This window comes from Nostoc sp., assembly GCF_036917355.1.
In the GTDB taxonomy this organism is placed as follows: domain Bacteria; phylum Cyanobacteriota; class Cyanobacteriia; order Cyanobacteriales; family Nostocaceae; genus Nostoc.
On record NZ_JBALDP010000061.1, the window covers coordinates 196,856 to 220,004 of the forward strand.

Sequence of the window (23,149 nt, forward strand, 5' to 3'; positions counted from 1 at the left end):
GAATATTTCACATCCAGCTTCCGACTCATCAACTAAATCATTGTAGGAAACACAACCATGACTGACGAAAAGATTAGACAAATAGCTTTCTATGGTAAAGGCGGTATTGGTAAATCTACCACTTCTCAAAATACCCTTGCAGCAATGGCTGAAATGGGTCAGCGCGTCCTGATTGTCGGTTGCGACCCCAAAGCTGACTCTACCCGTTTGATGCTACACAGTAAAGCTCAAACAAGTGTTCTTCAATTGGCTGCTGAACGCGGTGCTGTAGAAGATATTGAACTCGAAGAAGTAATGCTGACCGGTTTCCGCGATGTACGTTGTGTAGAGTCTGGTGGTCCTGAACCTGGTGTGGGTTGCGCTGGTCGTGGTATTATCACCGCTATCAACTTCTTGGAAGAAAACGGTGCTTACAAAGATGTTGATTTTGTAAGTTACGACGTTTTGGGTGACGTTGTGTGCGGTGGTTTCGCTATGCCTATCCGTGAAGGTAAGGCACAAGAAATCTACATCGTTACCTCTGGTGAAATGATGGCAATGTATGCAGCTAACAACATTGCTCGTGGTGTTCTCAAATATGCTCACACTGGCGGCGTGCGCTTGGGTGGTTTGATTTGTAACAGCCGTAACGTTGACCGGGAAATCGACCTAATCGAAACCCTGGCAAAACGTTTGAACACCCAAATGATTCACTACGTACCTCGTGACAACATTGTGCAACACGCAGAATTGCGCCGCATGACTGTTAACGAGTATGCACCTGACAGCAACCAAGCTAACGAATATCGGACATTAGGTACAAAGATCATCAACAACAAGAATCTGACTGTCCCCACACCTATCGAGATGGAAGAGTTAGAAGAATTGTTGATTGAATTCGGTATCCTTGAAAGCGACGAAAATACCGCAATGCTAGTTGGCAAAAGTGCTACTGAAGCACCTGTTTAAAGTATTGCTAAGTAAATAATGGTTTAGGGTGGGCTGCTGCCCACCTTTTTCCCAATGTTTGCATTTCTTTGTTTGAATCCTTAATAGAAATATATAGCGATCGCTCGTACTCTGCAATCAGCAGCTACGCATCTATGTAGAAGAGATGTTTAGAGATTTTAAAATCCGTGGTTACAAATTAAAAATACAAATATTTACAGTAATCGCTTGATATCTCTAATCTTAATCATTTTCAACCGGAAGCTAGTAAAGGATTTGTTAACAACAATGACAGCTATACATCCCTACTCCCAAGTGGAAACATCTCGCAGCAAATTAGGAATTTCTCCTTGAGACAAGGGAAACTCTAGCAAAGTTTCCCTAATACCCAAATATCCAGATTCAGCAAACGATAAAAGCATTCGTGAAAGCGCTAGCCAAACCTCCGGTTCGTATTCCCAATCACGATAACGTGAAGCTTGACCAGCAATTGAACGTAGTGCCCAAAAATAAGAATTTCTCACCACCGAACCACCCTTCTTAAACTCTGGTAAATCTTCGTGGTGAATCAAAAGTATTTTATTTTCAATTCTGGCTCTCATGTCAGCTATTTGTATTGAAGGACAGTAACAAAAAATTCTTCGTAAGAAGAATTATAACCTGGGTAAGTTTTCGTAATTTTTTGTAAATTTAATAGTAATTATTACGTTCTTGATGATATTTTTTTTGCTACATATAAAATCCATTGTATAATTTTTCGATGAAAAATTATGAAGAATAATTTAAAAACATATACAGCTATTGCTGTCTGTTGTGGAACATTTTCATGGGTAAGTTCAGCTTATGCTGATGGCTGGCCGACAAGCGTGGCTGGCACTTGGTCTGTAATAGGAAATCAAAGTTTTGGCTCTCTTGTCATCACCCAACCTGCAAGCACTCTCAACTGCAAACCCATCTCTGGAAGCATCTTTGGGAATGCGATTGAAGGCTTCTATTGCCCTAGTTCGGGACGTATTGCTTTTGTCCGTAAGTCTTCTAGTAACTTTCCTTATCAGTACTATCAAGGCAATCTCTCACAAACCGGTTCTACCCTGCGAATCGGAGGATCTTTTTCAGCTTTCTTGAGCAATGGTATTGGTGGTAGTCTTGGAGAATATAATTTCTCTGCCAGCAAATAGTAATGCAATTTCAATGTAGAGAGATTGTAACTGCAACCCTCTACATTGAATATCTAAAAATTGGCGTTTAAACCCAAACGAAAAGTAAATCCAGGGCTATATATGCGATTAACTCGCTCATATTGCTCATCGAGTATATTTTCTAAGTAAACTGTTAGTCCTAAATTGCTAGTTAGAGGTATACGCCCGCTCAAATCTAAATTGACGAAAGACGGTGCAAAATCTGTAGGCTTGTCAGTAGGGTTAGCAAAGATGGATCTGCGAGCGCCACTATTGTAGGTAACATACAAGTTAGCTTGCCAACCTGAATTTTGATAACCTACACCAGTTTGCAGTACAGAGTAGGGAATCAAACCTAATTGTAAACCTTTCTCTGTGCCTGTTTTTATTTGGGAATCTGTATAAGTATAGTTGAGGAAAGTTGACCAGCCAGCCGCAATTTTTAATTGCAATGCAGCCTCTAAACCATTGGTATCTACTAATCCAATGTTTGCCCATTTTCCGGCGATGACTCCCAAGCGATCGCCTATACTACTACCAAAGTAAGTAAACTGTCCAATCAGATTTTCCGAAAAATTAACATCGACTCCCGCAGTCCAAGTTGAACCAATTTCTGGGCTTAAATCAGGATTAGGTGCCCAACCATGAACCGTATCATAAACATACAACTGATCTAACCCAGGATTGCGTTGTCCACCTGCCCAACTTCCACGCACTGCTACTATTGGCGTGACGGCATAACGTAAACCAACACTAGGGTTGAGATAATTTCCAAATTGGCTATCAAAGCTTTGTCTTAGCCCTAAATCTATCAGAAAATTATCGCTAATATTCCAAGTATTGACAGCGAATAAAGCTGTATTGAACAAACTTCTATTTTCAGTTTCGTTATTGGTAATAGCAATAGGATTGGTACTCAAAACATCACCGGTTAAGTCGGTGTTTTTCAAATCTAGTCCCCAACGCAATTTATTATTGGCAGTAATTTTCCACTCATGATCGACCCTGGCTGTGAGTTGTTGTGTATCTAAAGACCCTCTACGATAAAATGATGCTCCTGTAGGGCCATAAGTGCTAAAATAATCTTGGTTATAACCAATTGAGGTTGTAAGATTAGAGCTTTCGCCATTACCTAGTCGAGTTTTCCAAGATAAGCCAACATTTAAACCATCGTGGTCCAATCTATCTCTTTGCAGAGGGAACCCAAAATAAATTAAGCCGCGACGACTGCTGAGTGCAGTAACATCTAAATTCAAAGAATTTTTTTGATCTAAATCTACTCCAATGCTACCAAAGTATGTACTTGTCGCTGTGTCTGCATTTGATAAAAAACCCTGACTATCACGATTTGCTGCACCTACAGGGACGCGGTAACGGTTATCTGTAAAGAATCTTTCAAAGCTAAAGTTGTACTTGACTTTATCAGATGAACCACCATAAGTCACTTGTTGATTATTTAAATTCAATGAGCCGAATTCTGCACTAGCATCGAATTTAGGCTTGCCATAACCTTCTTTGGTAATAATATTGACAACTCCTCCAAAGGCCGAGGAACCAAATAAAGCGGAGGCTGTACCACTATATAGTTCTACTCGTTCAATTGCCTCTACAGGAATACTATTTAAATCAGTTCCACCATGATAAGTGTTGACATTAGTGTTAATTTGTCTACCATTAATCAAAAATACAGATTGATTAATTGAGGCTCCCCGGTAGTATGTACCTGTGTGAATATCTGCACCATGACCGACATCATTGATGGCAAAACCAGGCATTCTTTTCAAAATATCGGCTAAACTTGCAGCACCCTGCTTTTTAATTTCTTCTCGATCGATTACGTAAGTTGGAGTAGATTGAGGTAGGTTGTCTGGTTCTGCGATCGCTTCTATAGAAATGTCTGCATCATCGCTCGGAGTTTGCTCTGTTTCTGGCTGAGTTTCTTCTGGATTAACTTCAATCGGTACAGATTGTTGAGATAATAATTCGGCATTAGTGGCGGGTAGCTCAATTTCACTCAAACTCGGAATATCTGAAATAACTTCGGTTGATTTATTAGTATTTCTTTGCTCAATTTCACTTTCAACCGCATAACTAGGAGACACTATCAGTAAACTCGGTAAAGCAACTGTTAGCAACAAAAAATCATTTTTCACGTTCTTTCTCACACCAAGTAAAAACAGTCACTACGTAGCATTGTGGCTGTAATAGTAAAATCGTGTCAAAAGACACGCTGTCATAGTTTTTCTAAGCAGCAACTAACCGTCTCTACAAGTATGAAAAGGCAAAATCAAGGGTAATTAAACTCTTTTTCTCCCCACCTTCTTTCTGAAGTTTCAAGCTAAGGCTCCCTTAGATGGGATTTCTCGATGCTCTCTGCCGATCCGAATTGTATTTGAAACAGGGGTTGACTGGGGAATATATAATCGTTCGGGCGTGTATGTAAAGTACGGTAATCTGTTAAGTATGGCAAGGGATTATTCAACTTATCTAGCAGTGGAAGAATTTGTCACTGTTATCTCCACCATAGCAAGTGAAATAAATAAACTTAATTACAACAACGATGATAGTACTTAAGGAGCTATTATGACTGCACTATCGAATGTAATCTTTACTATTGCTCTTAACGATCCAGAGTTAGATCCAGAAGAAAAGCAGGAAATAGTACAGAATTTATTGAATCGACTCAGCAACCTGGAGGAAGTAGAGCGAGTTGTACGTACAGAAGACCTGAATCCAGAAGAGGGAAGCAAACCAGGGATTTCGTTTTTGGTAGGAATGCTGACAGCAGAAGTGAGTGTAAAGAATATTAAAGGATTTTTGGGTTTTTTAGGCGATCGCTTGGGTGACAAACCAATCAAGGTGACAGTAGAAGCCAATAATAAGAAGGTTGTGCTTGAAGCTAGTAGCCGCCAAGAGCTATTAGAGGCCGAGAGAATAGCAAAGGAACTGCTAGCAACCGTTCAGGGAGACTCGAATGCCTAAGAAGGTCGCACTGCTGATTGGAGTGAGCGAATACGAAGCTGGCTTACCGCTAGTTCCGACAGCTGATAAGGATGTCAAAGCAATGCAGCGAGTGTTACAAAATCCGCTGTTAGGTAGTTTTGACCAAGTAGAAGCACTGGTAAATCCAGATTTAATGACAATGCAAATAGCTATTCAAAAGCTATTTGCAGATTGTAAAAAGGATGATTTGACCTTTCTGTTTTTCTCTGGTCATGGAATTACAGATGACCATGATGGTAGGCTTTACTTGGCAACTCGTAGCACTCGCAAAGATGCCTTCCATTCAACAGCAGTGCCAGCTAATTTTGTGCAAGATATTATGAAAAGAAGCCCCTCCAGACAGCAAGTTGTGATTCTTGACTGTTGTTATAGTGGAGCTTTTGCTGTGGATTGGCAAGCAAAGTCTACTTGTGAAGGGTGTGCGCTACTTGCATCTTCTACTGCTGCAAGACAATCCTTTGAAGCCGAAGAAGCAGGCATTTATACTCATTACATAGTAGAGGGGATTGAAACTGGTGCAGCAGATCGAGATAAAAATGGGCTAATTTCTATTGATGAATTGCATGAGTATGCCAAGGAGAAAGTGCAAGCAATCAGACCGACAATGAAGCCAGAAATCCAAACATTTAAAGAAGGCTACAAGATTGCGATCGCAAAAGCTCCAAATACTAAAAAAAGCTTCAGGATTCCAATTGTTAAAACTCCAACTAATAAAACTCAGGTATGGAGATGTATCTACACACTCACTGACCATTCAGATACAGTCAATAGTGTTGCCATCAGTCCTGATGGTCAAATTCTTGCTAGTGGTAGTGCCGATAAAACCATCAAAATTTGGAATCTGAAGACTGGAACACTCTTAGAGACTCTTGAGGGTCATTCACATACAGTGAATAGTGTTGTCATCAGTCCCAATGGTCAAATACTTGCCAGTGGTAGCGCTGATAAAACCATCAAAATTTGGAATCTCAACACGAGAAAACTAGTTCGCAACCTTGGAAATTGGTTCTCTACTGCACATTCAGACTCAGTATATTCTTTAGGAATTACCCCAGATAGTCAGACTCTGATTAGTGGCAGTCGGGATCATACAATCAAGCTATGGAATCTAACGACGGGAAAAGAAATTGGAAAGCTACCTGAAGACTCTTGGGCAGCTTCTTCCTTGGCAATCACTCCCAATGGTCAGGCTATTGCCAGCGACAGTTTAGATCGTACTATTAAATTGTTTAGTCTAGACACTAAGGAATTATTGCAAACTTTTGTTGGCAATTCTAACTTAGTTTGGGCGATCGCTATCAGTCCAGATGGCAAAACTCTCGCTTGTGGGAGTCAAGAACACACTGTTAAACTGTGGAATTTAAATACTGGGAAACTGCTGCACACCCTCACCGATCATTCCAAACCGATTCATTCCATTACTTTCAGCCTGAATGGTCAAATCCTTGCTAGTGGTAGTTATGACAATACTATTAAGCTGTGGAATGTAGAGAATTGGGAACTTATTTGTACCTTGAGTGGACATAGCGATGGAGTAAACTTTGTCGCTTTTAGTTCAGATTGTATGACTCTTGCTAGCGGTAGTGATGATAAGACAGTGAAAATTTGGCAGTTGTGCTGACTAAGCTAAAACACATCTAATTTGCATGTGGGGTGAGCAATCTTGCCCGCCCTTGGTATGGATCATAATAGTATTTTCACAAAGAGATTTTAAATATACTTTGGACACAAATATTATGGATGCAAAAGAACGAAATTGGAATTATTGTACTAATCATTTACTCAATTGGCATGGAATTTGGACGCGATATACACCAGTTGGTGATGTCAAAGAATCATTTGAAAGTCTGAGAAGTTTTAAAAGCAATCCAGAAAAGACTAAAATTGTCCATACTAATACTTATCGTTATGCAAATGGCGAAAATAAGCAAGAGAGTTGGGAATTTAATTTTCTGTCAAATAGCTTAGATAATGGACTTTTTCACCCATCACGCGAGACGATGCGAGGATATTTCTTTGCTTCGGGTCATGCTACTTGGGCAACAGTGAAGTTAAAACCCAACTCGTATTTTGGGATAGAATTATTCTTTCGGTATGAAGATTTACGACATAGTGTAGGTATTGTTTACGACGAGAGCGGAAATTTATTTCATACCGCAAATATTCGTGAAGATTGTAATGGATTCCCTAGTAAATACTGGTCAACTGAATTAAATCAATTACCAGAACGGAATTTTAGTGGTCATTGGCAAGGGATATCTATGACTATTACTCCCAATCTGAAGATTTCCGAACCAATAGTCACTCAATTTAATTGGCATAGGTCAGGGCATAAATATTACTATTTACCTGACGGTGTTTCTATTAATTGTCCTAGTTCAATCAGTATAGGCACTCCTTTTTCTCTAATCGCCAATTGGTTGATTAATAATTACGAAATGTCTCAACTAATTGCTAATTATGATGAATTGGGAGTCTTTTCCTCACTGACGCTAGAAACATTCCTGATATCCAATGTTTAAGAGGTTGTTTGAAAAGTATTTTACTATGACTTTAGGCACTTTTATATCTCAAAAGGAATCGTTTATAGGTGATAAATAGGGAATTAAACCTCTGCGGAATGCTTCTTCTTGAATCTCGCGGGAAGTGTAACGCGCATCTATAGGGAATCCATTGATGGAAATTAACCGCGCAGTCGGATGGCTATCCAGTCGGTTGGGCAAACACCAAGTCGTGTTATAGTAGCTAATCTTCATCGCGTCCCGAATTGTTTTAGATTTCCCCTGTCCGGTACTTTCCGCTACGCCAAAGACTTGGTAAAGTTCGCTAGCTTTGATATGAGGAGTCTGGGAGGAATCGAAGAGAAAGTTAACCATACCGAGAGCGTGGACAATGCCACAAGCCCATGACTATGACTTGGCTTGCCCTGCTGCTAGGGGTGAGGGACGCTTGCGGCACAGAGCAGGCGCCAGTTGGCGTGACATCTCGGCATATTCCAGCACTCGTTCCCATTAAGAGCGCCACGCCGTCTCTACCAGTATTTCCTTGCTGTTGGTAAATTTGATAAATTCTTGCCCAAAGGCAATGAAACGCATCAGTAAGCAGCCGATGAAAGCACATCATATCCCACTTGGAGGCTGCGGCATTCCACCGTTCAATAGCAATTCTTCCTTTCGTTGCTGATAATAGTTTTAGAGCTAATTATTCAAGAGGTCTGATTGTGGTCTTTGCTCAAACCAGTCCCCCAGATATAATAACAACTCACCTCACGTTAGACGAGTATCGGGCTATGGAAGAAACAAACCCCGAACGCCATGAATACCGTAACGGAGAGATTATTACTATGTCGGGAGGGTCGGAATCTCACAGTGCGATCGCCAGCAACTTCTTAATTTACTTAGGTTTTTTGCTGAGAGACACGGATTTTCGTTTGTATAATAGCGACTTGCGAGTTTGGATTCCTGAATATCAGTGTGGGACTTATACCGATTTGATGGTTGTTAATGGCGAACCAGAGTTCAATGGCAATCGCAATGATGAAATTCTGAATCCAATGCTTATTGTCGAAGTTCTATCACCCTCGACTGAAGCTTATGATCGAGGGGACAAATTCAGAAAATATCGCTCGATTGCCAGCTTTTGTGAATATCTGCTTGTAAGCCAAACTGAACCCTATATTGAGCAATATCACAACTTGGATCGTAACAGTAACGATTGCTGGCTATGGCAAGTTCACTCTAACCTTGAGCGGACGATTATGTTGCACAGTTTAAACGTAGAAATTCCCCTGACTGAAATCTATCGTCGGATTAATTTTTAGACATCTATCTTCTTAATTTCAGAGCGTAAACTCGTCACCAAAAGAAGCACTCCCAAGAAAGCTAGAAAAAGTAAACAGCATCCAACCCAAACAAATATGCTTTTGGGTTTGCCAATCATATCTGTCTTCTATCGTCGGGATTCGGTAAATCACTTACCGGACTTGATATCATTGATTACAGGATATGGCAGAGGGAATAGAATAACTTTGCACAGATTGAGCCACAAGCATAACATCACCATTAGCATCGACAATCCATCCTTGAGCCTCTACAATGCGATCGTCAGATTTGGTCATAGATGCAGTAGATGATTTATCCGTGACTCTGTGTGTTACTTGTTCGGGCAAATCTACCCAACTAGTAATCACTGCTCGTCCTCGCAACGGTTCATTAGGACTTTGAGGTAATCCACCACGTCCGGTGGCGATAAAACTACTGGCGTTTTGTCTTCCTCTGGGTGTGCAACCTTGGGCAAGTTGTTGGGATGCATCCACGAGGTTAGAGGGTAGTTGAATTAAGCCGCGACTGGGGTCAGTATCTGGACTGTTGATAGTTACTTCGCCAGTGACTCCCAATTCCGAACTCGCTGTAATGTCACTTTTTTCGGTTGGTTTTGGGCGTGACTCAATACCGAAAATACCTTGAGTATTAATTTGGACATTTCCACCTGCACCTGAAAAAGCATTAGCGCTGATGTCACTGTTTTCTTCGGGGATACTAACAATAAATTTAGAATTAATATTGATACTACCACCATCTCCACGCTGTTGTGCTGTGCCTGCGGTGGTGGAAATTTCACTGCCACGGCGCAGCAGTAAGAGGTCTTTTACTGATAGAGTAATGTTTCCTCCATTACCGGATGTCGTTTGCGAGGTAATACTTCCCTGGTCAAGACTCAGAGAGCTTGCTTGTACTTTAAAATCGCCTGCTCTTCCAAGTCCTGTGCTGCTACTGGTTATCTGTGCGCCATTTTTGATAGTCAACTGCCCAGTTTCAATCGTTAAATTCCCGGCGTCTCCCACACCTGTGGTTTCAGTTGTCAAGAGGCTGGGCATCTGACCGTCGGCTGAGGTGCCATTTAGCTCTATAGAGTTAGAAGCATTCACCGTTACGTTTCCTCCTCGTCCCTCGCTCACAGTACGGGCAGACACAAATGCTCCATCCAGAACTTGCAATTTCTCAGTTTTAATTGTCAGTTCTCCGGCAGATCCGGTACCTGTGCTTCCAACAAGCAAGCCGCTTCTGTTCTGACCATTTGCCGATGTTCCAATCAGTTGCACTGATTCGGAAGCGGTCACACTCAACCTCCCCCCCGACTGAGCCGAGCCTAAATTGGAAGCTGAGGCTCTTGCCCCATCCCGGACAATAAAGAAGCGAGTTTCAATCGTCAAGTCTCCAGGTTGACCGGAACCTTCCCCCAAAGCAAACAGACCACTAGGTGTCGGATTATCAGCGGATGTTGATGTTCCAATCAGTTGCACCGAATCAGAGGCTCTTACAAACAACAGTCCTCCTTGTCCGGAACTAGTCTTAGCACTAGCAGTTGAGACTTGTGCCCCACCCTGAACAATCAATTGCCCAGTTTCAATGCTCACCGAACCGGCATCTCCGACACCATCAGTCTGAGTTATGATTCTGCTAAAATTCGCACCATCAGCCGATGTTCCACTCAGTTCTACAGAATCAGAGGCTCTTATAGTCACAGTCCCCCCCTGTCCGGAGTTAAAAGTACCAGCTGCTATCTCTGACCCATCCCGAATAATCAACTTTCCAGTGTCAATCGTCAAATTTCCACCAGTCTCGACACCATAAGTTTCAGCTAACAGGCGGCTTGCTCCAAGGACTTCCACCAACTCAGAGGCGCGGACGGTAAGTGTCCCTCCTGCTTTTGCTCCTGTGTTATTAGCTACAATCTGTGAACTATCAGCGATTGTGACACGTCTACCCTGTACCTGGATATCGCCAGTGCCTAGTTGAGAACCGACACCTCGTTCAAAACTGGTTTGGATTGTAGCTCCTTTGGTAAGGGATACGTCTGCTAGCGCTACATTATCAGGAAAACTCAAACGCAGATTTTTGTCATCTATATTCAGCCCTACCGTTCCTTCTTCTGCTAATCCTCCCAATTCGACTCGACCATTGAGAACGGACAATTTCCCCCCTTCTAAGTTCACATCACCACCTACCAACAACAAACTTTGATTGGCAGGAAGTTGCAGACCTGTTGTAGATTGATTGGTAATCGATTTAGCAATTTGATTGAATAGCAAAGCTGAAGGATTGATCGTTAGGAGTGGAGGAGAATTAGGAACTGAGGCACTGAACAAGCCTTGCTCACCAAACCCGATGGCATTTGCTGTTGTTGCTACAAACGAACCTCCTATATTAAGTTGGGCATTCGGCCCAAAGATAATCCCCGACGGATTAATCAGAAACAGGTTAGCACTACCTAAGACACCGAGCCTGCCGAGAATCTCGGAGCGGTTCCCCCCTGTCACCCGACTAATAATATTCTCAATGCCAGGAGGATTTATGAAAATGGCTCCTCCTCCTTCTTTAACGTTGAACTGCTTAAAACTGTGGAATAGATTGCCCCCCCGAATTGCTCCACCGTTTATAAAGTTAGAAGAAGGTGTAACAACAGAACTTTCCTGACCTAATGTGTTATCGGGTACTATCTGGGCTAGGACACACTCGTTGGCTCCTGCGATCGCTGCAACTAAAGTTAATAAGCTTGCCAACCTCAATTGCCACCACTGATAAAATAGGCTTTGAGAGAACACGGGGAAAGTCACCTTAAAGGATATTTGTAAAGTTTTTATCAAGTTACTTGATGATTATTGATGAAACTGAGGAAATTTTCGACAGCAAAGAAAAATAGTAGCCATACTCAATTCATACCCCGCCTAGAAATTCTCTAAGTGGGGTTATTGTTTTTGGAGTGTAGTGTCTAAAATTTAGATTTGGTTAGGCACTCCAAATCCCGGCCGATCACCCGTAAATACATTTGCATTTATATTTACATGGTTATAGTTGTGATTTACAGGGTCAATACTGATAACGCTATTATTACTAATACCATTTTTAAAGAAGTTTTTAATGATGTCAAAACCATCAGTACTATACACGTACACGCTAGAATCAAAAATGAAGACATTAATTACATTGTTGAAGACAAACTCATCAGCACCACCAAAAACATCAAGAATGTCATCACCTAAATCGCCGAAGATGGAATCAGTTTCTGAAGTCCCAGTCAGATTGTCGTTACCAAAAGTACCGTTAATAGATGCCATGTCCATCGCTCCTTCTCAAACTATGATTCAGTACAGAATTAAGTTAATTTAATGTGATCTGATAACTACCTGGATTCGTTATGCCTTAAGAAAAACAATCTAGTTTCCTAGTAGTTCGACAGGTTGAAAATGACTTTTCAAACATCCTCTAAGTGGGGTGATTGTTTTTGGAGTGTAGTATCTAAAATTTGGGTTTGCTTAGGCACTACAAGACCAAGCTAATTGAAGAGGTTAGACCCTCAGAAAGAAGCTCAATATCGAGACTGGGTATGAAATTAGGCTTGTTCTCAAGAGTAGTGAATTGGGTTCCCTGGAAGGATAAGGCACCAGTGTTGCTGTTGTAACTAAACTCCTTAGTGGAAGTAGTGCCAAACCCAAATGTGGAAATCTGAATTTTGTCGCTCTCCAAGTTGCTGAAGTCCTTGATGATATCAATGCCTTCAGACCTAAAGTTGAAGACAAATGTATCAGCACCTGCATCGCCTGTAAGTGTGTTGTTCCCAGCATCGCCAACGAGTGTGTCGCTACCAGAACCCCCATTTAAGAAGTCGTTACCAGCACCGCCTTCAAGCGTGTCATTACCAACTCCACCAACCAAAATGTCGTAGTCCCCATAGCCAAACAAGTGGTCACTGCCATCGTCGCCAATCAAAAAGTTGTGAGCGGCATTCCCCTCAATTCGATTGTCCAGGGCGTTGCCTATGCCATTAATATCGCTACTACCTGTGAGAATCAAGTTCTCTAGGTTGTCACCCAATTTGTAGTCGAACGAAGCCTCAACCGTATCGGTTCCTTCATTCAAGTATTCTATGATATTGAATTTTACAATCTTATTGGTAAACTTATCGGTGATTAAATTGTCCTCAGACCCGAATACAAAAGTAATATAAGTGTCGCTGCCAGTTCCACCGATTAGTTTATCAGTCCCGTGAATGCCATCAAAAATGTCATCGCCTTCCTCGCCATATAGTACATTACCACCAAATTTTCCACTATTCAAATAATCATTGCCTAAACCACCGTACAGTTCGTTAGAATTTTCACCACCGTCAAGGCTGTCATTGCCCGGGCCGCCATACAAAATATCGTAACCATTGTTGCCATGCAGTACATCGTTGCCTTCCAAACCATAAATATTATCGTCTGCCGAGGTCCCTTGGATTGTGTCAAAACCTTTGGTACCGTAAATGAATTTGGTTTTTCCCGACCTAAATTTCGCAAAGTCAGGGGCAACTGCAAATATATCTATATTGACATGGTTATAGTTATGATTTACAGGGTCAATACTGATAACGCTATCATCATTACCATTTAGAGAAAAGTTTTTAATGATGTCAAAACCATCAGTACTATACACGTACACGCCAAAATTAAAAACGAGGACATCAATTACATTGTTGAAGACAAACTCATTAGCACCACCAAAACCATCAAGAGTATCATCACCTAAATCGCCGAAAATGGAATCAGTTTCTGGAGTCCCAGTCAGATTGTCGTTACCAAGGGTACCGTTAATAGATGCCATGTTTATCACTCCTTGTCAAACTATGGTTCAATGCAGAATTAAGTTAATTTAATGTAAGTTCGACGCCGAACAAAAGCCAGAAAGCTTGCTCTCAGAGGAATTGAATGAATGAGGGAGGAGAAAACAATAACTAAGATTTCTGGAGAATAGATTAAAAAAAGAATAAAAATACAGAGACTAAAAAATATTTAAAAAAAATCATGCGCCAGTGCGATGCCGAACACGAGTGCGTCTCCAAGAGTTGGCAGCAAACTACGCTTTTTATTCTTTTGTGACACCTCCTCAAATTTCCATTTCCTCTTCTAGTAATTCTTTTGCAGTTATGATGACCAACTTTTGGGGAGTGCTAGTGCATTTTCTTTCATGATTGATATATGTTAGAAAGTTGGTTGCAACCGCTAATCAACAGCATACGTGAATAGGGAAACAACCGCTTACAAGTAGCAGAAATGACACAAAAGTTTTTAATGTAGTACCAGAGAATATTCAGAGATTGCAAAAATTAATGAATAATTCAAAAAAAAGAAGAAGTTTTAATTTGGTTTTCTATTTCTACATTCGGAATTCCCCAGATGCTTGGTGAATCATTACCAATATTGGGAAACTTGTAGTGGGAAAAAGTTCATAAATTCCCACTACTAGAAATTATTAACGGGTAAGTCCCAGATACTCCTGGTTATTTTTACCCGCTTTTGGATTAAAATTATTTCTTAAGTTGCTCGTAATTTTAAGCGATCGCACTCCAGAGATAATCAAGAAAACCCTTATATGGTGGGGAACTGAAGTTTTAGAACAAATAGAGAAAGTCAGTATAGATTTATGAAAAGTGTATAAAAGTTTAGTTGCAGAATTAATGCCTAAAGCTCAAGTAGTTGCAGATAGATTTCACGTTATGGTTCAGATAAACAAGGAATTAGATACGCAGAGAAAACAAGGAAAGCGGAATGTAGAACAATTAATAAAGAAAGCAAAAATATCATCAAAAAAGGCAGAACATGAAAAAATATTAGCCGGAATTAATAAAAGTAAATACGTTCTACTAAAAAACGATTCAGATTTAAATGATGAGCAAAAAAAACAAGCTGATTCAAGTAAAAGAGGTGTCTTATATTCTCAAGGTAATGCATGAACTAAAAGAGAAAATTAGAACTATTTTTAATAAAACTAATAATTGGTATACAGCAGTCTTTAAACTGGTTATTTGGCTCTCAAAAGCTAAACAATATTTTCCAAATAGCAACAATACTGTTATCCGTTGCTTTGATGAGATAATTGCTTATTTTGATAATAGGACAACTAGTGGTTGCATTGAAGGTATCAATAACAAGCTTAAACTAATTAAGCGCTCTGCCTATGGATTTAGAGATTTTTAAAATTTCCGAGTAAGATGCTTAATTTTGTTTCTTCCATCCATAACGGAAGCGATAGCGTCCGTAAACAGCTTCTGTCACTCTCCGAAAAATTTTGCTATTTCTGAATTCTAGAGCTTTTAAAGCATATCTTCAGAGCAAAGTTTTTGCTTGAGCTTCTTGAGTCGGCTATGGATGTCATTTAAGAGCAATAATGTATCTTGCAACGTTTCATTAGCTGCACTTACTGTCAGTACTTCTTTAGCGCTGACTTCTTGCGCTTGTCGCATTGCTGAGACTGATATTTCAATATCTTGATGATAAGCACTTTCGATTTGCTGCTCAAGTTTAGTTGCAATACTATTATACAAAGAACGAATTTCTTGAATAATAGCTAGCTTAAAATCTGGCAAGGCGATTTGTAGTTTTTGTTGGTAACTAACCGCTTGCCTTGATGGACCTAACTCTTGCGTTTTCCTGATGATGAGGTCAGCAACAAAAGTAGATGGTTCGCACTCTGCCAATATTTCTAAAGCATCAAAGTTTATCCACGGATGCTCATGAGAAGTTACTTTCTCTCCCGAACTTTTACCATCTACTATACTGCTACTGACATCAGTTAAAAGTTGTAAATCCCTGACAATTGCTTTCTGAACTTTCTTAATAGTTTCAAAAAGACTGGGTTTATGAACACTCAGACAGTTATTAATCGCTTCCCTGAGTGAATTTGTCAAAAATAACTGGAAATGTCGTTTAATCTCCTCAACTTTAAAGTTAGCAATGCCAGCAATTGCTTCAGTTTCTAAGCGATTCATAAACTCATTCATCCACTGACAAGCTTGATCGCACATTTGATTCATATCATCTTTCATCACCTTTATATGCTGTGCAATCTTAGCGGATAATTCCGAGGTTGGATCTTCGCATTGGTCGATGGCTCGACTTAAACGCTCTCGGTCTGTTTGCATGGCATTACGCAGAAGTAACAAGCTATCGCTAAATTCTTGTAACGTCTGTTCTAGATGATCGGTGGCTCGGTCGAGTTGAATTAAATCACGCTGCAAATGAATACTTTCTTCCAAAGATTTGCGAAATTCATTGAAGGATTTTTCTAATTTTGATGCAGAAGCAGGATTTGGTCTGGGAAGAGATTCAAGACGACAAAACTCATCGAAAGCACTGATTCCAAAAAGTTGAGGATTAGGAAACAAGCGGCTAATCTTTTTTTTGGTGCTTTTTAATAATCTTTCTACCTCTTGTTCTGTCTGAATATTATCCATCATATTCAGAGTAAAAAAGACTTTGGGAAAATCTTGAGGTAAGACAGACATTTGCAAAAATTTTTGTTCTGATTCTGCAAACGGAGAGAGGGCTGATACTACGAATACTACTGCATCAGCTTGTAAAAGATAAGTGTGAACTTGACGATCAAAACGCTTAAAAACATCCCCAGTACCAGGAGTATCTACAAGACGTACCCCTCGCAACCATTCAACGGGAGTCTCAATTTTTAAATGGCTAGCTGTCTGAGGAAGAGTTTCTAAAATTGAACTAAGTTGCTCTGATTTTAGTTCTTCTGCTTCTATCTGAATTTGCCCACCATCACTCAAACAAACATGAATCTTCGGTTCTGAACCATACTGGATGTGATTAATTGTCACTGTTTCTGTTGTCACATCTGTGGTAACAACAGATTGCCCTAATAAAGCGTTAATTAATGTTGATTTACCTCGTTTGAAGTCACCTATAACAACGAGAACAAAGTCTGCTTCCAAACGAGTGAGAATTTGGGAAATTTGACTCTGTATCTGTTTGAGTAACCTTTTACCTATAGTATTTTGAACTTTTTCTAGGCGCAATCCTTCGGAAAAATCATTGATAATTTCTAGAAATTCTTGGTGCAAATAGCTGAAGTCATAGCTGATATATTTAGTTGGTGATTCCATAAAAAACCTTAATATCCTTTAGGTAGTACACGAACAACCTGTTCGCACAAATTATCAGTTTCTTCTTTGCTGCGTGCATCTTGTAAAGACGATTCCGACCGCCAGTAATGGAAAATATCACACTCAGCAAACAGGTGGAGTGCAGCAATTCGTTTGGAAATCAACGGGTGAGTATTGAAAAGCTCTATCAGATGGAGGGGAGTAGATTGAACTTTACTCAATTGTTTACGAAATTCCTCAATATTGATTTTTCCCAAGAAATCGCCACCACCAGTTATCAATTTTATTAGGGCATTTTCCGCCGTATTGATATCACCAGAGCAAATCAATCCGGCGCGATCGCAAGTAATTTCTGCACATCGGCTCCAGCGTTTAAAAAAAATCGTCAGTCCACCTTGAATAATTGGTTCCAGCATTCCGTGAGTTGGAACTACCTGTAAAACTCCTTGTGCTAATTGGTTTGTCATAATTTCACAAACAGTGTTATAAACACCATGCAAATTGTGAATATGACCGCATTCATGACCAATAACAAACTTAAGTTCTTCAGGTGTAAAAGATTCGACAATATCACTTGAAAGAACAATAATTGGTGCAACGTCATCAGTGGCGATGGTGTACGCATTAGAAGTAGAATCTCGGTAAATAAAAATCTGCGGAACACCAATACCCAATCTGTGAGCGCAATCTTCACCAAGGGCGTGGATTTTAGGATACTGCTGCGGGCCAACAGCAATACTTTCCATGAGATGTAGTTGCTGGACAACAGGAACCGCCCAACCAACTAAGGTTTGCACCATTGCTCTAACTGGCCCCATAGCCATCAATTGCTGGCGTAGTTTTTGATCTAGAGAAAAGGCATAGTCGGGAATTCCACCTACTAAGTGAGCAGATATTTGGCGATCGCGTATTTCCAAATAATGACCAAAATTGAGGTCAACAGCCGCAGTCGGATTGGGAACTGATGGATTTTCCATAATTCATATCTAAACTGTAAAATTCATTGTATAGAGTGTGAGGTACGATCAAATCTCAAACCTCACAGCCCTGCAAATTTTTAAACACTCATGATTTCCACAAGTTCTTGAGAGCGTCTTTGGGCACTACCAAGAATTCTCTCTGTTTCTGCCCGAATTTCATCAAGTTCTTTATGTTCTGCTTCGGTTTGAGTCTCATTCTGCTGCCGTTTTCGGTTTAGTTCATAAAGAGTATTCTGAGTATTATCCAGTAAAGCCTCGACCTCTTGACTTAGTGTTTGTTTGAGATGCTCAAAACTTGTAGAAATGTGATCCTCAACTTTATGATTAATCGGATTTGATTTCAGTTGTTTTTCAATTTCCTTGATAATAGCTTCCTTGTAATTTTCCTTAAAGGTTTCCACTTGCTCACCACCAAACACTAGTTTGGTAAGCCAACCCCCTGTGAAAACAGACACAACACTAGCAGCAATCACAACAGGCCAGGTAATTGGGAATCCGATTAACCCAGCTAATAGCCCAGCACCAAACAATGTCCCAAAGCTACCAGCTGCACCAATCACCCCACCTTTGATGCCAGCTGCTTTAAAACCTGACCAGATACCACCAAATCCAGTGAACACAGCTAAAGCAGCAGCAATAGCTTCTCCACCTGCATTTCTTTTGCGATTAGAATTAGCTTCAACATCAATAAACTGCATTTCGATGCGATTTAAGACTGTAACTACAGAATTAGCAAAATCTTTTAATCGGTCTACTTCTTCTGCTAACCCCTGTTGAATCTCTATCTGAATTTTATCAGCCAACTTTTGCCCTGCATTTTGCAAACTAGTAGAAACTTTGCGACCCAGTTTTTCAGCTAAAGCCTTCTTGTTATTCAATTCTTTGGAGGTTATTGTTGTTGAATCAATAACTTGCAGCGCTGTTTGCTTCAAATCATCTTCTAGCTTATTGAGTAAAGGTCTGACATTATATCTGACATTTTCAGCCGCTTTATCAATGAGTTGCATTTCGTCTTTTTTTCGGCTTCGCAAGTCTGCAATTTCTGCAATAGAGGTTTCGTAGGTTTTCTCAAAATCTTCTAGCTTCATTTTGAGGGCACTTTCTTGAATGTTAATTGTTGATAAAATTTCTCCAGATGTAGCGATCGCTCTATTTAAAGGTACTTGCAACTCAATTGCTCCTCGCTCTCTAACCAGAAATTGCTCTAAAGCCTTTTCAAATTCAACAAAACGGCTTTCAGCAAGCAATTCATCATCTTTGCTATGCTTCGCTTCCAAAGCTTGGTAAGCAGAAAGACCAAAAACTTTTGGATCTCCAATCTTTTTCAAGTAAACTTCATATTCTGCCGAGTTTTCACCCCACTGTTGTGCCGCTCGCTCTAATACATATTCTCTAATACGCTTTTTCACACTGGCAATTACTTTGTCAGCATCTCCAGGTCGATTGCAGCGGTCAATTCCAGTAACTACAAAAATCACACGACCTAAGTCATTTGTTAATAGTTTGTTCTCTAAAAAGTCCCGTTCAACTTCTGAAACAGGTGATTGAGCCATGATTACTAAAATAGCAGCATCAACTCTAGGTAACACTGAAAGTGTTACACCAGTCATGCTAGGGTCGTCATTCAATCCTGGTGTGTCAATAATATCTACATTGTTTTTACAATAAGTAGCTGGATAATAGACAACAGCCTCTTTCACTGTTGCAGCCTTTGCCTCGGCTTCTGGTGTTAACTTCGTCACATAATTAGCAAGTTCGTCAATAGCTATCTTCTCTTTTTCACCATCTATAAATTCCACTTCCACATAGGAATTTAAACTATAAGTAACGCGATTGAGAGTGGCGGAACATGGTTCAATATCTGATGGTAAAATTTCCTGACCTAATAGAGCATTAATAAATGTACTCTTGCCGCGTTTAAACTCTCCAACAACTGCAACCCAGAAAGTCTTCTCCTCAATTCGTTGTAAAACATCATCAATTGATGAAATTGACTGTTGGAGACTAAGTTTTTCTGAAAACGATCGCAGTCTCTTCAAATCAACTACTAAGTTATTCGCTAGTTTATTATAATCTGTGAGTGATGCTAGAGGAGCATTATGATTATTTCCAGCTTCCATTTTCAATCCTCTCTAGGTGATTTATTGAATAAATATTTAGACTTGAAATTATAAAATTTCAGTCTTTGTTACTAAGTCTGTTAATGCCCAATAGACTCAAAATCTGGAGCAAATAAACAAAATTTGCTGTGGCTTGGGCTTAACATCTCTTAGCTGCTGGTCATTGTATAGTTGGTGCGATGCCTACGGCGGGCTTTACCTACCCGAAGTTTATTCGCTAGCTACCTTTGCAAGCAGTCTGATAAGTAATACATCTCGTGATGCACTGTTTTCGGATGAGGGTTTGGATTATTGTCAGTATTTCTTGATATAGTTAGCAGTTTTATCTTATTAGAAATGCTAAAGCCTATGTTATTAAAGGCTTACTGCTGTTCAGCAAAAATGATAATTTTATAGACTACTTTACAAAGGTCATGCAGTTTGATATTATTAATCGTTTATAGTTAAACGAGTGCCACATTTAATACAAAATCTACAATTTGAGTCATTCGCATAACCGCAATTTATACAAGTTTTTTTCTCAAAATTATCGCGCTTATCCAGATTGATACTTTGGTAGAGTTGCTCAGATAAAACCAAAGCATTATTTAGAATAGTTTGCGTTTCGTTACGCATTGTATCGAGTATTTTCCGCTGATTTTCAGCCAAAGCTTGTTGTTTTCCCTGGAGTTTAGCAAGTGTATTCTGAACGTTTTCAATCCAGGAATTAATTTCTTGATCTACTTTAACTTTGAAGAGTTCTAAATTTTTGTATACTTGATAAATGTACTCATCAACTGATTGTTTAGTTTGGTGCGATCGCAATTGGTTTTCAATCTCTGCAATTACTTTAGATTTATAATTAGTTTTCAAGTTCTTGGCTTTTTGCAAATTGCCAAATCCTACACCTACAGCTTTTCCTAAAGAATCGAATAAAGAACCAGCTACATCACCGACGACACTAGATAAACCACTCAATTCAGATTTAAAAATAAATGTTTCTGAACTCCAAGTAAATAAAATCAGTAAATTACTAGATTGCTCTCGATTGAATTGCTCAAAAGCTTGATTAAGCGAGTTACTTATTTGCAGTGACGAGCTTTTAAAACCTAAATTATCATCAATTTGAGTTAAATGTATTTCAACACTATGCATCACTTCAGGCGCTATTTCTAGCAAACTCTGCATTTGCCATACTGCTGCTGATAACTCTTGCTGGATGACATTTTGAATTTGGTCTACTATTATTTGGCTAGCGCTTTGCACAGCACTTGAGATGTACTTAGCACATTGTTGCTGTAATTTTATGCCATCTGTAGCATTTACGTCTATTGATTCAATAACTTGTTCAACAGTCTGTTTTAATCGATTTTCTAACTGTTCTATTAATAAATTTACTTGGCTTTTAATTTTGTCATTATTCGGATTAAACAGCAAGATTTTTTTTGTTTTTATTTTATTGAAATTTAAAATTATATTTTGAAGTTGATAACATTTATTACTAAAAACTTGTTGTTTTAGTTCTAATTCATTTTGCTGATTATTAATTATTTGGGTAATTTCTATAGCTATAGCGCTTAGGTGATTAACAACCACTTGTAAAATAACTTTTTCCCGATCTTCTAGCAGAAGCTTCTGTAGCGCCAATTCAAATTTTCCAAAATGACTCTGGTTTAAAAGAGCATCATTGTTATTAACTTTAGCTGACAATGCTTGGTAAGCAGAAAGACCAAAAACCTTTGGTTTACCAATCTTATTTAAATAAAATTTATATTCCTGAGAATTTGCATCAAACTGTTGTTTTGCCCAATTCTCTACAAAAGATGCGATCCGTTTTTCAATAGTTCTAACTACTTTATCTGCATCCTGTGAGCGTTTGAAGTGGTCAATTCCTGTTGCGATAAATACGATACAACCAAGGCTATTTGTTAATAACTTTTGAGTGATAAAATTTCCTTCAGATTCAGCGAAAGGTGCTAAAGCTGATGTTACCATAATAGCAGCGTCAACCTTTTGAATAATTGAAAGGGTTACTGCCGTCATATTTTCATCGTCACTCAAGCCTGGTGTATCGATAATTTCTACATTATTTCGACAACAGTTTATTGGATAATAAATGACTGCTTCTTTCACAGTCATAGCAACAGCTTCACATTCTGGTGTTAGTTTTGTCACAAAACTAGGCAGTTTATTAATCGCTATCTCACGCTGTTCATCATCTTTAAATATTATTTTGACCAGTGGTTGCGATCCATAAATCACGCGGTTGAGAGTAGCAGTTGTAGGCAAGACATCAGATGGTAGGATTTCCTGTCCTAGTAAAGCGTTGATAAATGTACTTTTGCCTCGCTTAAATTCTCCGACAACTGCAATAGAAAATGAATTTGTTTCTAGCCGATTTATAGCATTGTCAATTAGTTGACAATTATTTTCTAAATGTAGTTTTTCTGAAAAATTTCTTAACTGTTTTAAATTCCCCACCAGTGTAAGCACAACTTGCTTATAATTGGTAGCAAATAACATAGTAATTTTTATAGTGCTGTTATGTATAGCATAATTCAAAACTACAAAAAAATCTTAATTTCTTAGCTGTGTTTTATTATACGTAAGTAGAAAAAATCAATTAAAGAGATTTGCGATTTAGATGGTATATTTTGTTGCAGAGTCTTCAGCAAATATTAAGTCCTATAGTAAAATGGTGTCAAAAGACACGTTGTCATATTTCTACAGTTCAGATGCGACTGTTGGGTAATTCACTATGAGTTAAACTATAGAGCGATCGCATTTAAAGAAGTCATATCATATCCAGCTAAAGACTTATCATTTAGACGCAGTTATTGCTGGGGGCTTGCCGTGACTTGTGTCGAGCATCTCGATTTACTTCGACTACGCCCTTCTCTGCGAGAGGCTGCGCCCGAAGCGTAGCTATGCTATGCCGCAGGCTTTACGGCTACGCTCAGGACAAGCTCAGTACAAGTCGCTTGATGGAACCAGAGCCGAGGTAGCGTAGCCAAAGTGGAGCAGG

Annotated in this window: 17 protein-coding genes and 1 pseudogene; 7 read left to right on the plus strand and 11 right to left on the minus strand. The window is 39.5% G+C overall.

The annotated features are described in order from the left end of the window. Positions 1-57: 57 nt before the first annotated feature. On the plus strand, positions 58-948 hold the full coding sequence (gene nifH / locus V7K53_RS18020; RefSeq protein WP_335009683.1) for a nitrogenase iron protein: 891 nt from the start codon (positions 58-60) through the stop codon (positions 946-948). A gap of 284 nt (positions 949-1,232) precedes the next feature. On the opposite strand, the gene V7K53_RS18025 is transcribed toward nifH, so the two are convergent. After that, the gene (locus tag V7K53_RS18025) at positions 1,233-1,529 is read right to left on the minus strand and encodes a hypothetical protein (protein WP_292729887.1); all 297 of its coding nucleotides are present in this window, start codon (positions 1,527-1,529) and stop codon (positions 1,233-1,235) included. 168 nt (positions 1,530-1,697) lie between these two features. Between V7K53_RS18025 and V7K53_RS18030 the strand changes: the two genes are divergently transcribed. Next, positions 1,698-2,105, plus strand: a complete 408-nt coding sequence (locus tag V7K53_RS18030) for a hypothetical protein (RefSeq protein WP_335198841.1) — start codon at positions 1,698-1,700, stop codon at positions 2,103-2,105. A 53-nt stretch (positions 2,106-2,158) separates the two neighbouring features. On the opposite strand, the gene V7K53_RS18035 is transcribed toward V7K53_RS18030, so the two are convergent. After that, a complete protein-coding gene (locus tag V7K53_RS18035) occupies positions 2,159-4,258 on the minus strand; it encodes a TonB-dependent receptor plug domain-containing protein (protein ID WP_335198842.1) in 2,100 nt (699 codons plus the stop codon). Between the two features lie 430 nt (positions 4,259-4,688). On the opposite strand from V7K53_RS18035, the gene V7K53_RS18040 reads away from it, so the two are divergent. The 3 genes from V7K53_RS18040 (at position 4,689) to V7K53_RS18050 (ending at position 7,630) form a co-directional block, all read left to right on the plus strand. Then, positions 4,689-5,087: a hypothetical protein gene (locus V7K53_RS18040; RefSeq protein WP_335198843.1), complete on the plus strand. Its 399-nt coding sequence runs from the start codon at positions 4,689-4,691 to the stop codon at positions 5,085-5,087. Continuing rightward, positions 5,080-6,729, plus strand: coding sequence for a caspase, EACC1-associated type (locus V7K53_RS18045; RefSeq protein WP_335198844.1), 1,650 nt, complete (start codon positions 5,080-5,082; stop codon positions 6,727-6,729). The genes V7K53_RS18040 and V7K53_RS18045 overlap by 8 nt, the downstream gene beginning before the upstream one ends. Positions 6,730-6,844: 115 nt before the next feature. Then, positions 6,845-7,630 (plus strand): DUF3598 family protein, encoded by a 786-nt coding sequence (locus V7K53_RS18050; protein ID WP_335198845.1) that lies wholly within the window; start codon positions 6,845-6,847, stop codon positions 7,628-7,630. A gap of 48 nt (positions 7,631-7,678) precedes the next feature. Here V7K53_RS18050 and V7K53_RS18055 read toward each other — a convergent pair whose 3' ends face one another. Then, on the minus strand, positions 7,679-7,984 hold the full coding sequence (locus V7K53_RS18055; protein WP_335198846.1) for a DUF6398 domain-containing protein: 306 nt from the start codon (positions 7,982-7,984) through the stop codon (positions 7,679-7,681). After that, positions 7,977-8,231, minus strand: a complete 255-nt coding sequence (locus V7K53_RS18060; RefSeq protein ID WP_335198847.1) for a hypothetical protein — start codon at positions 8,229-8,231, stop codon at positions 7,977-7,979. Before V7K53_RS18060 ends, V7K53_RS18055 begins: the two co-directional genes overlap by 8 nt. Before the next feature lie 97 nt (positions 8,232-8,328). Here V7K53_RS18060 and V7K53_RS18065 point away from each other — a divergent pair, with 97 nt between their 5' ends. Next, positions 8,329-8,928, plus strand: coding sequence for a Uma2 family endonuclease (locus V7K53_RS18065; protein ID WP_335198848.1), 600 nt, complete (start codon positions 8,329-8,331; stop codon positions 8,926-8,928). Between the two features lie 168 nt (positions 8,929-9,096). On the opposite strand, the gene V7K53_RS18070 is transcribed toward V7K53_RS18065, so the two are convergent. The 3 genes from V7K53_RS18070 to V7K53_RS18080 all read right to left on the minus strand — a co-directional run bounded on the left by V7K53_RS18070 (position 9,097) and on the right by V7K53_RS18080 (position 13,750). Continuing rightward, positions 9,097-11,712: an S-layer family protein gene (locus tag V7K53_RS18070; protein ID WP_335198849.1), complete on the minus strand. Its 2,616-nt coding sequence runs from the start codon at positions 11,710-11,712 to the stop codon at positions 9,097-9,099. A gap of 174 nt (positions 11,713-11,886) precedes the next feature. After that, positions 11,887-12,225, minus strand: a complete 339-nt coding sequence (locus V7K53_RS18075) for a hypothetical protein (protein WP_335198850.1) — start codon at positions 12,223-12,225, stop codon at positions 11,887-11,889. A gap of 205 nt (positions 12,226-12,430) precedes the next feature. Then, positions 12,431-13,750: a calcium-binding protein gene (locus tag V7K53_RS18080; protein WP_335198851.1), complete on the minus strand. Its 1,320-nt coding sequence runs from the start codon at positions 13,748-13,750 to the stop codon at positions 12,431-12,433. A gap of 712 nt (positions 13,751-14,462) precedes the next feature. Here V7K53_RS18080 and V7K53_RS34070 point away from each other — a divergent pair. Continuing rightward, a pseudogene (locus V7K53_RS34070) lies at positions 14,463-15,123 on the plus strand (ISL3 family transposase); the annotation flags it as partial. Between the two features lie 116 nt (positions 15,124-15,239). On the opposite strand, the gene V7K53_RS18095 reads toward V7K53_RS34070, so the two are convergent. From V7K53_RS18095 to V7K53_RS18110, 4 genes are all read right to left on the minus strand, one after another. Then, positions 15,240-17,045 carry a dynamin family protein gene (locus tag V7K53_RS18095; RefSeq protein WP_335198854.1) on the minus strand — a complete coding sequence of 602 codons (1,806 nt, stop codon included), beginning with the start codon at positions 17,043-17,045 and terminating at the stop codon, positions 15,240-15,242. Positions 17,046-17,053: 8 nt separating this feature from the next. Further along, on the minus strand, positions 17,054-18,022 hold the full coding sequence (locus tag V7K53_RS18100; RefSeq protein WP_335198855.1) for a M48 family metallopeptidase: 969 nt from the start codon (positions 18,020-18,022) through the stop codon (positions 17,054-17,056). A gap of 80 nt (positions 18,023-18,102) precedes the next feature. After that, entirely contained in the window at positions 18,103-20,145 is a 2,043-nt protein-coding gene (locus V7K53_RS18105) for a dynamin family protein (RefSeq protein ID WP_335198856.1), read from the minus strand. Positions 20,146-20,574: 429 nt separating this feature from the next. After that, positions 20,575-22,647, minus strand: coding sequence for a dynamin family protein (locus tag V7K53_RS18110; RefSeq protein WP_335198857.1), 2,073 nt, complete (start codon positions 22,645-22,647; stop codon positions 20,575-20,577). Between the last annotated feature and the right edge of the window lie 502 nt (positions 22,648-23,149).

Coding starts and splice junctions, on each gene's coding strand:
- nifH (WP_335009683.1), top strand. CDS start 58: ATGACTGACGAAAAGATTAGACAAATAGCTTTCTATGGTAAAGGCGGT.
- V7K53_RS18100 (WP_335198855.1), bottom strand. CDS start 18,022: ATGGAAAATCCATCAGTTCCCAATCCGACTGCGGCTGTTGACCTCAAT.
- V7K53_RS18050 (WP_335198845.1), top strand. CDS start 6,845: ATGGATGCAAAAGAACGAAATTGGAATTATTGTACTAATCATTTACTC.
- V7K53_RS18080 (WP_335198851.1), bottom strand. CDS start 13,750: ATGGCATCTATTAACGGTACCCTTGGTAACGACAATCTGACTGGGACT.
- V7K53_RS18110 (WP_335198857.1), bottom strand. CDS start 22,647: ATGTTATTTGCTACCAATTATAAGCAAGTTGTGCTTACACTGGTGGGG.
- V7K53_RS18075 (WP_335198850.1), bottom strand. CDS start 12,225: ATGGCATCTATTAACGGTACTTTTGGTAACGACAATCTGACTGGGACT.
- V7K53_RS18055 (WP_335198846.1), bottom strand. CDS start 7,984: ATGGTTAACTTTCTCTTCGATTCCTCCCAGACTCCTCATATCAAAGCT.
- V7K53_RS18105 (WP_335198856.1), bottom strand. CDS start 20,145: ATGGAAGCTGGAAATAATCATAATGCTCCTCTAGCATCACTCACAGAT.
- V7K53_RS18045 (WP_335198844.1), top strand. CDS start 5,080: ATGCCTAAGAAGGTCGCACTGCTGATTGGAGTGAGCGAATACGAAGCT.
- V7K53_RS18025 (WP_292729887.1), bottom strand. CDS start 1,529: ATGAGAGCCAGAATTGAAAATAAAATACTTTTGATTCACCACGAAGAT.
- V7K53_RS18095 (WP_335198854.1), bottom strand. CDS start 17,045: ATGGAATCACCAACTAAATATATCAGCTATGACTTCAGCTATTTGCAC.
- V7K53_RS18060 (WP_335198847.1), bottom strand. CDS start 8,231: ATGATGTGCTTTCATCGGCTGCTTACTGATGCGTTTCATTGCCTTTGG.
- V7K53_RS18040 (WP_335198843.1), top strand. CDS start 4,689: ATGACTGCACTATCGAATGTAATCTTTACTATTGCTCTTAACGATCCA.
- V7K53_RS18030 (WP_335198841.1), top strand. CDS start 1,698: ATGAAGAATAATTTAAAAACATATACAGCTATTGCTGTCTGTTGTGGA.